13 protein-coding genes and 1 tRNA gene are annotated in these 14,708 nt (G+C 58.6%); 9 read left to right on the top strand and 5 right to left on the bottom strand.

Annotation, left to right across the window (positions count from 1 at the left end):
• Positions 1-21: 21 nt before the first annotated feature.
• Positions 22-1,353 carry an MFS transporter gene (locus tag ACMGGK_RS23415; RefSeq protein WP_004934121.1) on the top strand — a complete coding sequence of 444 codons (1,332 nt, stop codon included), beginning with the start codon at positions 22-24 and terminating at the stop codon, positions 1,351-1,353.
• A gap of 120 nt (positions 1,354-1,473) precedes the next feature.
• Positions 1,474-1,550: transfer RNA gene (locus ACMGGK_RS23410), tRNA-Pro, on the top strand.
• A gap of 48 nt (positions 1,551-1,598) precedes the next feature.
• On the opposite strand, the gene ACMGGK_RS23405 is transcribed toward ACMGGK_RS23410, so the two are convergent.
• Together ACMGGK_RS23405 and ACMGGK_RS23400 are read right to left on the bottom strand one after the other, a co-directional pair.
• Positions 1,599-1,946 (bottom strand): glycosyl transferase family 1, encoded by a 348-nt coding sequence (locus ACMGGK_RS23405; RefSeq protein WP_028127802.1) that lies wholly within the window; start codon positions 1,944-1,946, stop codon positions 1,599-1,601.
• Entirely contained in the window at positions 1,946-2,233 is a 288-nt protein-coding gene (locus tag ACMGGK_RS23400; RefSeq protein WP_048796360.1) for a toxin-antitoxin system TumE family protein, read from the bottom strand. The genes ACMGGK_RS23405 and ACMGGK_RS23400 overlap by 1 nt, the downstream gene beginning before the upstream one ends.
• A gap of 397 nt (positions 2,234-2,630) precedes the next feature.
• On the opposite strand from ACMGGK_RS23400, the gene ACMGGK_RS23395 reads away from it, so the two are divergent.
• From ACMGGK_RS23395 to dppF, 6 genes are all read left to right on the top strand, one after another.
• A complete protein-coding gene (locus tag ACMGGK_RS23395) occupies positions 2,631-4,322 on the top strand; it encodes a glycosyl hydrolase family 18 protein (protein WP_049300325.1) in 1,692 nt (563 codons plus the stop codon).
• Positions 4,323-4,923: 601 nt separating this feature from the next.
• Positions 4,924-6,531, top strand: a complete 1,608-nt coding sequence (gene dppA / locus ACMGGK_RS23390) for a dipeptide ABC transporter periplasmic-binding protein DppA (RefSeq protein WP_004934126.1) — start codon at positions 4,924-4,926, stop codon at positions 6,529-6,531.
• Positions 6,532-6,701: 170 nt separating this feature from the next.
• A complete protein-coding gene (dppB, locus tag ACMGGK_RS23385; protein ID WP_033634229.1) occupies positions 6,702-7,721 on the top strand; it encodes a dipeptide ABC transporter permease DppB in 1,020 nt (339 codons plus the stop codon).
• Positions 7,722-7,732: 11 nt separating this feature from the next.
• Entirely contained in the window at positions 7,733-8,635 is a 903-nt protein-coding gene (gene dppC, locus ACMGGK_RS23380) for a dipeptide ABC transporter permease DppC (RefSeq protein ID WP_025304838.1), read from the top strand.
• A gap of 15 nt (positions 8,636-8,650) precedes the next feature.
• Positions 8,651-9,631: a dipeptide ABC transporter ATP-binding protein gene (gene dppD / locus ACMGGK_RS23375; protein ID WP_004934132.1), complete on the top strand. Its 981-nt coding sequence runs from the start codon at positions 8,651-8,653 to the stop codon at positions 9,629-9,631.
• Positions 9,628-10,617, top strand: a complete 990-nt coding sequence (gene dppF / locus ACMGGK_RS23370) for a dipeptide ABC transporter ATP-binding subunit DppF (protein WP_016929525.1) — start codon at positions 9,628-9,630, stop codon at positions 10,615-10,617. Before dppD ends, dppF begins: the two co-directional genes overlap by 4 nt.
• A gap of 298 nt (positions 10,618-10,915) precedes the next feature.
• Here the strand turns inward: dppF and bcsG are convergent, their stop codons facing one another.
• The 3 genes from bcsG to bcsE are packed head-to-tail and all read right to left on the bottom strand — an operon-like array spanning position 10,916 to position 14,326.
• The gene (bcsG, locus tag ACMGGK_RS23365; protein WP_143778375.1) at positions 10,916-12,571 is read right to left on the bottom strand and encodes a cellulose biosynthesis protein BcsG; all 1,656 of its coding nucleotides are present in this window, start codon (positions 12,569-12,571) and stop codon (positions 10,916-10,918) included.
• Positions 12,568-12,771, bottom strand: a complete 204-nt coding sequence (gene bcsF, locus ACMGGK_RS23360; RefSeq protein ID WP_004934139.1) for a cellulose biosynthesis protein BcsF — start codon at positions 12,769-12,771, stop codon at positions 12,568-12,570. Before bcsF ends, bcsG begins: the two co-directional genes overlap by 4 nt.
• Positions 12,758-14,326: a cellulose biosynthesis protein BcsE gene (gene bcsE, locus ACMGGK_RS23355; protein ID WP_143778376.1), complete on the bottom strand. Its 1,569-nt coding sequence runs from the start codon at positions 14,324-14,326 to the stop codon at positions 12,758-12,760. Before bcsE ends, bcsF begins: the two co-directional genes overlap by 14 nt.
• 189 nt (positions 14,327-14,515) lie before the next feature.
• On the opposite strand from bcsE, the gene bcsR reads away from it, so the two are divergent.
• A complete protein-coding gene (gene bcsR, locus ACMGGK_RS23350; RefSeq protein ID WP_016929521.1) occupies positions 14,516-14,707 on the top strand; it encodes a cellulose biosynthesis protein BcsR in 192 nt (63 codons plus the stop codon).
• Position 14,708: the final 1 nt, after the last annotated feature.

The raw sequence follows: 14,708 nt of genomic DNA, 5'->3' as shown, positions 1-14,708 counted from the left end.
TTCAATCCTCTGAGGTTCCACATGTGGTCTTTCCTTAAAAGCCGCCCGGATGCGCCGCAGGTCACCGATCAACGGCAGATCGACGCCAGCTACAAATACTGGCGCATTCAGCTGATGTGCACCATGTACATCGGTTATGCCGCGTTTTACTTCACGCGCAAAAGCTTCAACTTCATCATGCCGGCGATGCTGAGCGATCTGGGTCTGACGATGTCCGACGTCGGCATCCTCGGCACGCTGTTCTACATCACCTACGGCTGCTCGAAATTCATTTCCGGCATGATCAGCGATCGCTCCAACCCGCGTTACTTTATGGGGCTGGGCCTGATCATGACCGGGGTGCTGAATATCTTCTTCGGTCTCAGCTCATCGTTGCTGATGCTGGGCACGCTGTGGATCCTCAACGCCTTCTTCCAGGGCTGGGGCTGGCCGCCGTGCTCCAAAATCCTCACCAGCTGGTATTCGCGCTCCGAGCGCGGCAGCTGGTGGGCGATCTGGAACACCTCGCACAACGTCGGCGGCGCGCTGATCCCGTTGTTGGTCGGCTTTATCTCGCTGCACTTCAGCTGGCGTTACGGCATGATCATTCCCGGCATCATCGGCGTGGTGCTCGGCCTGCTGATGTGCTGGCGCCTGCGTGACAAGCCATCTACCCTGGGGCTGCCGAGCGTCGGCAAATGGCGCAACGACGCCATGGAGCTGGTGCAGGAATCGGAAGGCCAGGGGCTGAGCAACCGCGAGATCATCAAACGCTACGTGCTGACCAACAAGTACATCTGGCTGTTGGCGGTCTCTTACGTGCTGGTGTACATCGTGCGCACCGCGATCAACGACTGGGGCAACCTCTATCTGACGCAGGAAAAGGGCTATTCGCTTATGACCGCCAACTCGGCCATTTCGCTGTTTGAAGTGGGCGGCTTCATCGGTTCACTGGTGGCCGGTTGGGGCTCCGACAAGCTGTTCCGCGGCAACCGCGGCCCGATGAACCTGATTTTCGCCATCGGTATCTTCCTGTCGGTGGCGGCGCTGTGGCTGATGCCGGGCGTGACCTACCTGCTGCAGGCCTGCTGTTTCTTCGCCATCGGCTTCTTTATCTTCGGCCCGCAGATGCTGATCGGCATGGCGGCGGCGGAGTGCTCGCACAAGGATGCGGCGGGCGCCGCGACCGGTTTCGTCGGCCTGTTCGCCTACCTGGGCGCGGCGCTGTCCGGCTACCCGATCGCGCGGGTGATGGAGATCTGGCACTGGAACGGCTTCTTCGTGGTGATTTCCATCGCCGCCTGCCTGTCGGCGCTGTTCCTGCTGCCATTCCTGCGCGCGCAGACGCCGGCGCTGAAACCGGCCAACGCCTGAGTAAAATACGCTGCGCAGCCCCCGGCGCAGCGCATTATGGCGCTTTTATCACCACTTGAAGTGCAGGGGCAAAAAAGTGATTGACGCCTATAACCGCCAGCAGTAAGATGCGCCCCGCATCGGCGAGTAGCGCAGCTTGGTAGCGCAACTGGTTTGGGACCAGTGGGTCGGAGGTTCGAATCCTCTCTCGCCGACCACCATTCGAAAAACCTGCTTTTTAAAGCAGGTTTTTTTTCGCCCGCCGTTTAGGCGGCTTTGCCTACGACGAAGTCAAAATGGATTTCGTCATAGGGGAAAATCACGCCTTGTTCACCTCTATCGACGATGCCACAGCCTAACAGCGACTGCAGATCGGTATGCACCGCTTTCACATCGCGCTTCACTCGGCGCGCGATTTCCCGAATGGAAAGTTCGCCGGCGCCGGTCATGGTATGCAAGATATGCATTTTCTTGGGTGATAAGGTTTTCCACAGACTCTCCCAATCCAGGAATGTGATGTATTGCCCTTGAGCGCTTTGATGACCTGTTGTGGCTTCCTTCAGTGCAAGTTTCATTTCTTCGACTGAAGCGACCCGAATAGTGACTGTGTTCATCATGACTCCTCTGTAAGCTGCATAACCTCGCGCCAGAAACTGTCGAGCAAGGCATCAATGGTCGTGAAATTAAGCGGCTCTTCTTTTCCATCGATATGTTTGTGATCGCCTTTACCCGCTTCATTGTCATAGCGCAGTCGACAAATGCCGTCTTTTACATAAGCAAATCGGTATTTATAACAGTGGCCGCTGGCCCTGACGGGCGGCACCACCCGCCAAATGACGAGCTGCGCAAATGCTGCAGGTGCCAGAGGTATCCTGTCTTGGTAGATTAGCTGCGAAGGCATGCCCTTTCCTTAAGTGTTGTTCACATTACCAACACAGTCAGGGTGTTGTCAATAATGACAACGCCCTGACTGAAGAGTGTGGTGCAATACTGATAAATATTTATCTTTCCTTAATAGAAAATTCACTATCCTTATTTGTCATGCTTTCTTTTATTTATATTAAAATAAATTCACGCTTGCTGAATAAAACCCAGTTGATAGCGCTCTTGTTTTTGCGCCTTTTTTATTTATAGTCTGAATGTACGCGGTGGGAATGATTATTTTGCCACGTGGAAAGACGCTGTTGTTATTCATTGATTTTAACCTTCGCGGATTATTGCGGAATTTTTTCGCTTCGGCAATGCATCGCGACGATTAACTCTTTTATGTTTATCCTCTCGGAATAAAGGAATCAGTTATGCGCAAATTTAATAAACCGCTGTTGGCGTTGTTGATCGGCAGCACGCTGTGTTCCGCGGCGCAGGCCGCCGCGCCGGGCAAGCCGACCATCGCCTGGGGCAACACCAAGTTCGCCATTGTTGAAGTTGACCAGGCGGCTACCGCTTATAATAATTTGGTGAAGGTAAAAAATGCCGCCGATGTTTCGGTCTCCTGGAATTTATGGAATGGCGACACCGGCACGACGGCAAAAGTTTTATTAAATGGCAAAGAGGCGTGGAGTGGTCCTTCAACCGGATCTTCCGGTACGGCGAATTTTAAAGTGAATAAAGGCGGCCGTTATCAAATGCAGGTGGCATTGTGCAATGCCGACGGCTGCACCGCCAGTGACGCCACCGAAATTGTGGTGGCCGACACCGACGGCAGCCATTTGGCGCCGTTGAAAGAGCCGCTGCTGGAAAAGAATAAACCGTATAAACAGAACTCCGGCAAAGTGGTCGGTTCTTATTTCGTCGAGTGGGGCGTTTACGGGCGCAATTTCACCGTCGACAAGATCCCGGCGCAAAACCTGACCCACCTGCTGTACGGCTTTATCCCGATCTGCGGCGGCAATGGCATCAACGACAGCCTGAAAGAGATTGAAGGCAGCTTCCAGGCGTTACAGCGCTCCTGCCAGGGCCGCGAGGACTTCAAAGTCTCGATCCACGATCCGTTCGCCGCGCTGCAAAAAGCGCAGAAGGGCGTGACCGCCTGGGATGACCCCTACAAGGGCAACTTCGGCCAGCTGATGGCGCTGAAGCAGGCGCATCCTGACCTGAAAATCCTGCCGTCGATCGGCGGCTGGACGCTGTCCGACCCGTTCTTCTTCATGGGCGACAAGGTGAAGCGCGATCGCTTCGTCGGTTCGGTGAAAGAGTTCCTGCAGACCTGGAAGTTCTTCGACGGCGTGGATATCGACTGGGAGTTCCCGGGCGGCAAAGGCGCCAACCCTAACCTGGGCAGCCCGCAAGACGGGGAAACCTATGTGCTGCTGATGAAGGAGCTGCGGGCGATGCTGGATCAGCTGTCGGCGGAAACCGGCCGCAAGTATGAGCTGACCTCCGCCATCAGCGCCGGTAAGGACAAGATCGACAAGGTGGCTTACAACGTTGCGCAGAACTCGATGGATCACATCTTCCTGATGAGCTACGACTTCTATGGCGCCTTCGATCTGAAGAACCTGGGGCATCAGACCGCGCTGAATGCGCCGGCCTGGAAACCGGACACCGCCTACACCACGGTGAACGGCGTCAATGCGCTGCTGGCGCAGGGCGTCAAGCCGGGCAAAATCGTGGTCGGCACCGCCATGTATGGCCGCGGCTGGACCGGGGTGAACGGCTACCAGAACAATATTCCGTTCACCGGCACCGCCACCGGGCCGGTTAAAGGCACCTGGGAGAACGGTATCGTGGACTACCGCCAAATCGCCGGCCAGTTCATGAGCGGCGAGTGGCAGTATACCTACGACGCCACGGCGGAAGCGCCTTACGTGTTCAAACCTTCCACCGGCGATCTGATCACCTTCGACGATGCCCGCTCGGTGCAGGCCAAAGGCAAGTACGTGTTGGATAAGCAGCTGGGCGGCCTGTTCTCCTGGGAGATCGACGCGGATAACGGCGATATTCTCAACAGCATGAACGCCAGCCTGGGCAACAGCGCCGGCGTTCAATAATCGGTTGCAGTGCGTTGCCGGGGGATATCCTTTCGCCCCCGGCTTTTTCGCCGCCGAAAGTTTTTTTACGCCGCACAGATTGTGGGCCTGCCCGGAGCAAAACGCGCTCATCGGACTCACCCTTTTGGGTAATCCTTCAGCATTTCCTCCTGTCTTTAACGGCGATCACAAAAATAACCGTTCAGATATTCATCATTCAGCAACAAAGTTTTGGCGTTTTTTAACGGAGTTAAAAACCAGTAAGTTTGTGAGGGTCAGACCAATGCGCTAAAAATGTCCGCTTAGCATAAATTTTCATGCTGGAACTGTTAACAAAAGGTTTTTTTTATGTTTGTTTGCTGTTTCTCACAGTCTGCGTAAATCCCCACTGGTTATATTGACGACACCCCAAACAGTTGGCAACTTGATAGCCTCAGGGGTAAGAGCGAGAGTTGTTTGAGTGAATTCCACGCGCTCAGACGTCCCCGCCGCGATGCGTTCCATCCGGCATTCTCTCCTCGTACGCCTTCTGCCTTCGGGCGCCGATCGCACAGGCCACGCAATAAAAAATACAGGCCTGGCGGCAATTACACACATCACATCACACAATGGAGCACTAACGATGACACGTTCCTTGGGTAAATCGGGGATTCTGAAATTCGGTATTGGGCTGATCGCGCTGACCGTGGCGGCCAGCGTACAGGCCAAGACGTTGGTTTACTGTTCTGAAGGTTCCCCGGAAGGGTTCAACCCGCAGCTGTTTACCTCCGGCACCACCTATGACGCCAGCTCGGTACCAATCTACAACCGGCTGGTCGAATTCAAGACCGGCACCACCGAGCTGCAGCCGGGCCTGGCTGAGAAGTGGGACGTCAGCGAAGACGGCAAAACCTACACCTTCCACCTGCGCAAAGGCGTGAAGTGGCAGAGCAGCAAGGACTTCAAACCGACGCGCGATTTCAACGCCGACGACGTGGTGTTCTCCTTTGAACGCCAGTTGGATGCGAACAACGCCTATCACAAAGTGTCCGGCGGCAGTTACGAATACTTTGAAGGCATGGACATGCCGAAGCTGATCGCCAAGATCGAAAAAGTGGACGACAACACCGTGCGCTTCGTGCTGAACCGCCCGGAGGCGCCGTTCCTGGCTGACCTGGGCATGGACTTCGCGTCCATTCTGTCCGCCGAATACGCTGACGTGATGATGAAAGCCGGCACGCCGGAGAAAGTCGATCTGAACCCGATCGGCACCGGCCCATTCCAGCTGCTGCAATACCAGAAAGACTCCAAGATCCTGTACAAGGCGTTCGACGGTTTCTGGGGCACCAAGCCGAAGATCGATCGCCTGGTGTTTTCCATCACGCCTGACGCCTCCGTGCGCTACGCCAAACTGCAGAAAAACGAATGCCAGGTGATGCCGTATCCGAACCCGGCCGATATCGCCCGCATGAAGCAGGACAAGTCCATCAACCTGATGGAACAGCCGGGCCTGAACGTGGGCTATCTGTCGTTCAACGTCGAGAAAAAGCCGCTGGATAACCTGAAGGTGCGTCAGGCGTTGACCATGGCGGTCAACAAGCAGGCGATCATTGACGCGGTTTATCAGGGCGCGGGCCAGGCGGCCAAGAACCTGATCCCGCCGACCATGTGGGGCTATAACGACGCGGTGCAGGATTACGCTTACGATCCGGCCAAGGCGAAAGAGCTGCTGAAAGAAGCGGGCATGGCCGACGGTTTCAGCATCGATCTGTGGGCGATGCCGGTACAGCGTCCTTACAACCCGAACGCGCGCCGCATGGCGGAAATGATCCAGGCCGACTGGGCCAAGATCGGCGTGAAAGCCAAAATCGTCACTTATGAGTGGGGTGAATACCTCAAGCGCGCCAAAGCGGGCGAGCACCAGACGGTGATGATGGGCTGGACCGGCGACAACGGGGATCCGGACAACTTCTTCGCCACGCTGTTCAGCTGCGCGGCGGCGAAAGACGGCTCCAACTACTCCCGCTGGTGCTACAAGCCGTTTGAAGATCTGATTCAACCGGCGCGCGCCGAATCCAACCACGACAAGCGCATCGAACTGTACAAGCAGGCGCAGGTGGTGATGCACGATCAGGCTCCGGCGCTGATTGTCGCACACTCCACCGTGTACGAGCCTGTGCGTAAGGAAGTGAAAGGCTACGTCGTGGATCCGCTCGGTAAGCATCACTTCGAGAATGTCTCTGTAGACTGATTTCGACCGCTTTACCGGAGACGCACGAATGGACTTGCAGGGGCGCAACAGGTTTGCGCCCCTGCTGACCAGTCTCCGGCGTATGGCCGTCGAATCGTTCAAAGGCATGTGAGCGTTAATAAGCCTGGCGGACGATGAGCTGCCGGGCATTGATACAGAGAGTTCGGGATATGTTGCAGTTCATACTCCGACGTTTGGGGTTAGTTATCCCAACGTTTATCGGCATTACATTGCTGACTTTTGCATTCGTCCATATGATCCCCGGCGACCCGGTGACCATCATGGCCGGGGAACGCGGTATCTCCGCCGAGCGCCACGCGCAGCTGATGGCGGAAATGGGGCTGGACAAGCCGCTCTATCAACAATATTTCTCCTACGTGTCCAACGTGCTGCACGGCGATCTGGGCACCTCGCTTAAAAGCCGCATCTCCGTCTGGAGCGAGTTCGTTCCGCGCTTTCAGGCTACGCTGGAGCTGGGCATTTGCGCGATGATCTTCGCGGTGCTGGTGGGCATCCCGGTCGGGGTGCTGGCGGCGGTCAAACGCGGCTCGATCTTCGACCACACCGCGGTGGGCATCTCGCTGACCGGCTATTCGATGCCGATTTTCTGGTGGGGCATGATGCTGATCATGCTGGTGTCGGTGCAGCTTAACCTGACGCCGGTGTCGGGGCGCATCAGCGACACGGTATTCCTCGACGACAGCCAGCCGCTGACCGGCTTCATGCTGATAGACACCCTGATCTGGGGCGAGCCTGGCGACTTCGTCGACGCGGTGATGCACATGATCCTGCCGGCCATCGTACTGGGCACCATCCCGCTGGCGGTGATCGTGCGCATGACCCGTTCCTCGATGCTGGAAGTGTTGGGCGAAGACTATATCCGCACCGCGCGCGCCAAGGGCGTGAGCCGCATGCGAGTGATCGTCGTCCACGCGCTGCGCAACGCGCTGCTGCCGGTGGTGACGGTGATCGGGCTGCAGGTTGGCACCATGCTGGCCGGCGCCATTCTGACCGAAACCATCTTCTCCTGGCCGGGGCTGGGCCGCTGGCTGATCGACGCGCTGCAGCGCCGCGATTACCCGGTGGTGCAGGGCGGGGTGTTGCTGGTCGCCTGTATGATCATTCTGGTTAACCTGCTGGTAGACGTGCTCTACGGCGTGGTCAACCCGCGTATTCGCCACAAGAAATAAGGGGCGCTCTCATGTCTCAAATCACTGAGTCTGCAGTTAAAGGTGCGCCGAAGCCGATGACCCCGTTTCAGGAGTTTTGGCACTATTTCAAGCGCAATAAAGGGGCCGTGGTCGGCCTGGTGTATATCGTTCTGATGCTGGTGATAGCGCTCGGCGCCGGCGTGCTGGCGCCGCATGCGCCGGCGGACCAGTTCCGCGACGCGCTGCTCAAGCCGCCGGTGTGGCAAGAAGGCGGCAGCTGGCAATATATCCTCGGCACCGACGACGTGGGCCGCGACGTGCTGTCGCGCCTGATGTACGGCGCACGGCTGTCGCTGTTGGTCGGCTGCCTGGTGGTGGTGCTGTCGCTGATCATGGGCGTGATATTCGGCCTGCTGGCCGGTTATTTCGGCGGCGTGGTGGACGCGATTATCATGCGCGTCGTCGACATCATGCTGGCTTTGCCGAGCCTGTTGCTGGCGCTGGTGCTGGTGGCGGTATTCGGGCCGTCGATCGTCAACGCCTCGCTGGCGCTGACCTTCGTCGCCCTGCCGCACTATGTGCGTCTGACGCGCGCGGCGGTGCTGGTGGAGGTCAACCGCGACTACGTCACCGCTTCGCGGGTGGCGGGCGCCGGCGCGCTGCGCCAGATGTTCGTCAATATTCTGCCTAACTGCCTGGCGCCTTTGATCGTGCAGGCTTCTCTCGGTTTCTCGAACGCCATTCTGGATATGGCCGCTCTCGGCTTTCTGGGCATGGGCGCGCAGCCGCCGACGCCGGAGTGGGGCACCATGCTCTCCGACGTGCTGCAGTTCGCGCAAAGCGCCTGGTGGGTGGTGACCTTCCCCGGCGTGGCGATCCTGCTGACGGTGCTGGCATTCAACCTGATGGGGGACGGTTTGCGTGACGCTCTCGACCCCAAACTCAAGCAGTAACAGAGGACGAGAGAGATGGCGTTATTGAATGTAGACAAGCTTTCGGTGCACTTCGGTGACGAAGGCACCCCGTTCCGCGCGGTAGACCGCATCAGTTACAGCGTGGAGCAAGGTCAGGTGGTCGGCATCGTCGGTGAATCCGGCTCCGGCAAATCCGTCAGCTCGCTGGCGATCATGGGCCTGATCGATTTCCCCGGCAAGGTGATGGCCGACAAGCTGGAGTTCAACGGCCAGGATCTGCGCAAGATCTCCGAAAAAGAGCGCCGCCAGCTGGTGGGCTCCGAAGTGGCGATGATCTTCCAGGATCCGATGACCAGCCTGAACCCGTGCTATACCGTCGGTTACCAAATCATGGAGGCGCTGAAGGTGCATCAGGGCGGCAATCGCCGCACTCGCCGCCAGCGCGCTATCGACCTGCTGACCCAGGTGGGCATCCCCGATCCGGCTTCGCGGCTGGACGTATACCCGCACCAGCTTTCCGGCGGCATGAGCCAGCGCGTGATGATCGCCATGGCCATCGCCTGTCGGCCGAAGCTGCTGATCGCCGACGAGCCGACGACCGCGCTCGACGTGACTATCCAGGCGCAGATCATCGAACTGCTGCTGGACCTGCAACAGCGCGAAAACATGGCGCTGCTGCTGATCACTCACGATCTGGCGCTGGTGGCGGAAGCGGCGCATCACATCATCGTGATGTACGCCGGCCAGGTGGTGGAATCCGGCAAGGCGGCGGAGATTTTCCGCGCGCCGCGCCACCCGTACACTCAGGCGCTGCTGCGCGCGCTGCCGGAGTTCGCCGCCGACAAGGCGCGGCTGGCTTCGCTGCCGGGCGTGGTGCCGGGCAAATACGATCGCCCGACCGGTTGCCTGCTCAACCCGCGTTGTCCGTACGCCAACGAGCGCTGCCGTAACGAGGAGCCGGAACTGCGCAGCATTCCCGGCCGTCAGGTTAAATGTCACACACCGCTGGATGATGCGGGGAGGCCGACCGTATGAGCCAGAATCAACCTTTATTGCAGGCGATTGACCTGAAGAAGCATTACCCGGTGAAAAAGGGTCTGTTCGCGCCGGAGCGGCTGGTCAAGGCGCTCGACGGCGTGTCCTTCACCCTGGAGCGCGGCAAAACGCTGGCGGTGGTCGGTGAGTCGGGCTGCGGCAAATCAACGCTCGGCCGCCTGCTGACGATGATTGAAGTGCCGACCGGCGGCGAGTTGTATTACCAGGGGCAGGATCTGCTGAAGCCGGACGTCTCGGCCGAGAAGCTGCGGCGGCAGAAGATCCAAATCGTGTTCCAGAATCCTTACGGATCGCTCAACCCCCGCAAGAAGGTCGGGCAGATCCTCGAGGAGCCGCTGTTGATCAACACGTCGTTCAGCGCCGCCGAACGGCGGGAAAAAGCGCTGGAGATGATGGCGAAGGTCGGCCTGAAGACCGAGCATTACGACCGCTACCCGCACATGTTCTCCGGCGGCCAGCGCCAGCGTATCGCCATCGCCCGCGGGCTGATGTTGAATCCGGACGTGGTGATCGCCGATGAACCGGTGTCGGCATTGGACGTGTCGGTGCGCGCTCAGGTGCTGAACCTGATGATGGATCTGCAGCAGGAGCTGGGGCTGTCCTATGTGTTCATCTCGCACGATCTGTCGGTGGTGGAACACATCGCCGACGAGGTGATGGTGATGTACCTCGGCCGCTGCGTGGAAAAGGGCAGCAAAGAGGCGATCTTCAACAACCCGCGTCATCCGTACACCCAGGCGCTGCTGTCGGCGACGCCGCGGTTGAACCCGGATATGCGCCGCGAGCGTATCAAGCTGACCGGCGAACTGCCCAGCCCGATGAATCCGCCGCCGGGCTGTGCGTTCAATGCCCGCTGCCGCCGCGCTTTCGGCACCTGCGTGCAGCTGCAGCCGCAGCTCAAACAGTACGGTGAGCAGATGGTGGCCTGCTTTGCGGTCGATCAGGACGAACATCCGGGGGCGTAAAGCGTCGAACGTCATCGCTTAAATTCACGCCGGCATCACGCCGGCGTTTTTTATTACTCAATCAAAGGGTTAATAATTAGAAAACTACCACAGTCCGCCATTTTAATTACCTCACTAATTAAATTCTTATAAGAGTTATTTTTCTAAGAATCTTCGTATGTTAATGGTTGTCGAATAATTGAATTTAACGAATTGTTATTAATAACGTGAGGTTGGCCGATAAGCTTCGCTATATCTATTATAAAAGCCCTAATAAAAAAGCGCGCCGGCGGCGCGCTTTAGGTTGATGAGGCCGCGCTTATTGCGGATAAGGCACCCAGTCGCCGCCGTTCAGGCGAATGTAAGGTTTCCCCTGATATTGCATCACGATGGCGTTGTCGTTTTCAGAGATGGCCGGGGTCTGCGGCAGCCCCTGTGTCAGTGTCTGCCAATCGACGCTGGATTCGCTGAAGACCTTGCCGTCCACCAGGCGCGACACCAGTTCAGACAGCGCCAGATAGCTGCTCGGCGTTTTGATTTGCAGCGGGCCACCCTGATGCGGCGCCTTCATGCCCACCAGTTTGATGCCGACCGGCGTATGGGTGATGTTCGGGCTGGGAATATCGCGCAGACCGGACATCTGCATCTTGTCACCCACCAACGCCGCGCCGTGCTCCGGCACGATCACCACCACCACTTTGCGGCCGGATTTTTCCAGCTGATCGAGGAAGGTGTTCAGCTGATCGAACAGCTTCTGCGCGCGCGGCTGATAGTCGGCGCTCTTGTTGGAGCCGACGAAGCGGTTGCCGTCGTGCAGCGGGATGACGTTGAGGAAGGTGGCGGTGCGGGCGTCTCCGGCTTTTTGCTGCTGATCCAGCCAGCGGGTCAGCAATTCCAGATCGTTATAAATCGGCTCACCGTCGAACGACGTCAGCTCGTTGCCGATGCCGGCCTGCGACATTAACGGCGCCTGCATGTCGCCCTGTTCACGCAGCTCTTTCAGGTAGTTGCCGAACACTCCGGAGTGATCGAGCATCAGCTGTTGCTTGAAGCCGAGCTTCGCCAGGTTGTCGAACAGGTAACACTGCTGGTTCACCGGCTGGTACAAATCATGATGCGAAAGCTGGCCGCAGCTGGCGCGCAGCAACCGTATCGAGGCCGGGCCGCTGTAGGCGGTGGCCGAGTTGAAGCTGTCGAACATGATGTCCATCTTCGACCACAGCGGATGATTCTGCAGGTTGACTGCCTCCATATCGGCCCAGGCCAGCGAACAGATGTTGATCACCAGCAGATCGAACGGTTGGGCGTCGGCGGGCAAAGTGGCCGGGAACGCGGTGGCGCGGCCTTTTTCCCGCTCGTAGAACTGGTTCAGGTAGGCCGTCAGGTTGGCGCTGGTCGGCGGCAGGCTGTCTGCCGGCGCAGCGCCCCCCGCCGCCGGCGCTGATGTGGCCGGGGTATTGGCGCCGCCGGCGGCAGCCGTGGAAGTGGCGGGCAGCAGTGAAACCGCCGGCCCGGCGATGTTGACGATATTGAGCCACGCCAGCGCCGCCACGGTGAACACCGTGACGCGCACCCACTGTGCGACGAACAGGTAGGCGATAAACAGCACGAAGGCCGCGCCGATCATCTGCCAGTTGATAAAGCGGTTGATCAGCTCCAACAGATACTGGGCGCTGAAACCGGCCAGCTGCGAGCCCTGGCTGAGGATGCTGTTGATGCCCGGCAGCCAGGTGTCGTGGTAGAACAGCGCGATGCCGATCGGGATAGCGAGGTAATGGCGCCAGCGATGCAGGCGTTGCGAAGGGATCGGCATCAGCAGAAATGCCATGAACACCAGGTTCGGCAGCGCGTGGAAATTCAGGTAGCCGAACCACAGCAGGGCGAATTTGGCCAGAAAGTAGAGGTTCCAGCCGCCCAGCCCGCGCCAGTAGCGCCACAGAGCGTTATCGGATTGCGTCTTCGAGTTTGGATTCATGGCTGCTTCTTACGTTTAATCTGAGATGAGGAGCCTGTGCGCACCCATAAACCGGCGGATTTCAAATAGCGCGGCGATAACAACAGGTTTTGCCAGTATTGACGCAAATGCGGAAAACGCCGGTGAAAGGCGTAGCCCAGCGGAATGAAGATCAGCGCGCACAGCAGGATCAGTTGCACGATGTCGTTAAGGTTCAGCATGCGGTTCCTCCTGCGGGCCAAGCGGCAGCGTGAAGGCGACCGGCTGCCGCCGTTCCGCGGGCACCTCGGCCGCCGCCACGCGGGGGCGCGGCGCGGCACCGGCGGGGCCGGTGGCCGAAATCTGCCAGCGCCCCTGGGCCATGCGTTTGATTTCCGAAATGATATCGACGTCCTGGTGCCACACCACCCGGTTGCTGAAGGCTTCATCCACCGGCAGGCGGAAGATGAACTTCAGCGCGGTATCCAGATCGTTGATGCGGCAGGTGGAAAGGAACAGCACCAGCCGCCCCTGCACCACGGTCATCACGTCGCCGAACCGCCGCAGGTGGCACAGGGTCATCGCCTGTTCGGCGCGCAGACCGGTGGCCGGGCGCAGCGCCACCATCACGCCTTTGCCGTCCTCGGGCAGCAGCGTGTTGCCCATCAGCGAAAGCACCGCTTGGCTGAACGCTTCCGGCCGCATGTAGCCTTTGAGCTGCAGCGGACGCAGCCCGGCCAGCAGCGCATCGATGTCGGCGGGCACATGCCGTGAGAAGCGCTGCCCCTGGATGCCCTCGAGCATGGTCAGAAAACGCGACAGCGGCGCAACGTGTGGCACGATCAGGTTGGCGCCGCAGGCCAGCAGCAGTCGTTCGTCGCTGTAGCGCAGGCTGGCGCTCATCTCGCGCACCGCGATTTTCAGGCCGTTGCCGCGGCTGCGGCGCAGGGTGTGGATCTGGTGCGCCAGATGATCGATTTGGTCGCTTTGATACAACGCGAAAATCAACGTCGCCGAGAGTCTCAGCATGCCGTGCTGCGCCAGTTCATCGTTGCTCTCCAGCAACTGCCAGTTGGCGGACAGCGGCGGCGCGCCTTCGAGGATGCTGCGCTCGGCCAGATACTGGCTTTCGTCGCTGCGCAAGGCGGTGGGGGAGGGTTGGCTATTTTCATCCTCGCCCTGCCAGCCACCTTCCGCCGCATACAAGGTCAGCAGCTGATTGGCGTTGATGCCGTTTTCGGTGCTCCACCAGTTCACCAGGTATTGCGCGCTGTCCTGCTGCCATTGCAGGCTGGACAGGCCGTTCAGGATGCGGTGCTGTGCGCTGAGCTGCCCTTTGAGCTTATTGATGCCGCCGCCGTGGCTGAGGATCAACAGAGTACAGCCCTGCCGCCGCAGCCAGGCGGCGAGGGTGCGCGTCCACTCGCGCAGCTCTTCGGTGGTGAAGGTTTGCCACAGGCTGGCGTGGGCCAGCAGGATAAGTAAGCGATTTTGCGGCCGCAGGGCGCGCATCAGATCGTCGTTCAACTGTGTCAGCGCAGCTTTTTTCTCCGGTAATTGATACAGCGGCAGCTTCTGCAACGCGGGCGCAGCCAGCTCGGCCAGCAGGCGCTCGGGTTTGTCTCCGCTGCAGATCAGGGCGACTTTGTGGGTGGCCGGTTGAGCGGCGATGGCCTGGCGACACAGCAGCGCGGCGTCGCTTTGCCTGTCGATATTGATCCAATAAAGCCCGGGGGCCTGCATCACCGACAGCTCTTCCCAAATCTGCCGAATGCCTAGAGAAAAAGAGTGCGCCATAGGATGTGTTCTACTTTCGTTGAAAGCCGACTAAAGGCGTTTATATTTAAAGATAGCCATTTTTACGCTGGCAATAATAAATCTCCGACGCTCTTCAACAATATTTGTTGAGAATCATCTTATTGCCTCTCTCTTTTTGTATCGTTGCTATAGTTAATTAACATAGCCTATTTTCGCCAAGGCGGAAGAATGAATAACGCATCCATCCATTTTCGTGCAGCGGCGCCTGGGGAGAGCCAGGATGACCTGCAGGCGCTCAGCCAGGCTTTTTCATTGCCGAAATTACGCTATGTCGATATTTCACGGCAGGAGCGGTTAACGCAAATGATGACGCGCTGGCCACTGTTGGCCGAATTGGCGCAGACCACGGGGAGCCACTGAT

The organism is Serratia sp. BNK-33-b (genome assembly GCF_048684565.1).
GTDB classification, from domain to species: Bacteria; Pseudomonadota; Gammaproteobacteria; order Enterobacterales; family Enterobacteriaceae; genus Serratia; species Serratia marcescens.
The sequence above is the reverse complement of the archived record's forward strand: the minus strand, read 5'-3'. Positions and strand labels throughout refer to the sequence as shown.

Coding starts and splice junctions, on each gene's coding strand:
- ACMGGK_RS23415 (WP_004934121.1), top strand. CDS start 22: ATGTGGTCTTTCCTTAAAAGCCGCCCGGATGCGCCGCAGGTCACCGAT.
- ACMGGK_RS23405 (WP_028127802.1), bottom strand. CDS start 1,946: ATGAACACAGTCACTATTCGGGTCGCTTCAGTCGAAGAAATGAAACTT.
- ACMGGK_RS23400 (WP_048796360.1), bottom strand. CDS start 2,233: ATGCCTTCGCAGCTAATCTACCAAGACAGGATACCTCTGGCACCTGCA.
- ACMGGK_RS23395 (WP_049300325.1), top strand. CDS start 2,631: ATGCGCAAATTTAATAAACCGCTGTTGGCGTTGTTGATCGGCAGCACG.
- dppA (WP_004934126.1), top strand. CDS start 4,924: ATGACACGTTCCTTGGGTAAATCGGGGATTCTGAAATTCGGTATTGGG.
- dppB (WP_033634229.1), top strand. CDS start 6,702: ATGTTGCAGTTCATACTCCGACGTTTGGGGTTAGTTATCCCAACGTTT.
- dppC (WP_025304838.1), top strand. CDS start 7,733: ATGTCTCAAATCACTGAGTCTGCAGTTAAAGGTGCGCCGAAGCCGATG.
- dppD (WP_004934132.1), top strand. CDS start 8,651: ATGGCGTTATTGAATGTAGACAAGCTTTCGGTGCACTTCGGTGACGAA.
- dppF (WP_016929525.1), top strand. CDS start 9,628: ATGAGCCAGAATCAACCTTTATTGCAGGCGATTGACCTGAAGAAGCAT.
- bcsG (WP_143778375.1), bottom strand. CDS start 12,571: ATGAATCCAAACTCGAAGACGCAATCCGATAACGCTCTGTGGCGCTAC.
- bcsF (WP_004934139.1), bottom strand. CDS start 12,771: ATGCTGAACCTTAACGACATCGTGCAACTGATCCTGCTGTGCGCGCTG.
- bcsE (WP_143778376.1), bottom strand. CDS start 14,326: ATGGCGCACTCTTTTTCTCTAGGCATTCGGCAGATTTGGGAAGAGCTG.
- bcsR (WP_016929521.1), top strand. CDS start 14,516: ATGAATAACGCATCCATCCATTTTCGTGCAGCGGCGCCTGGGGAGAGC.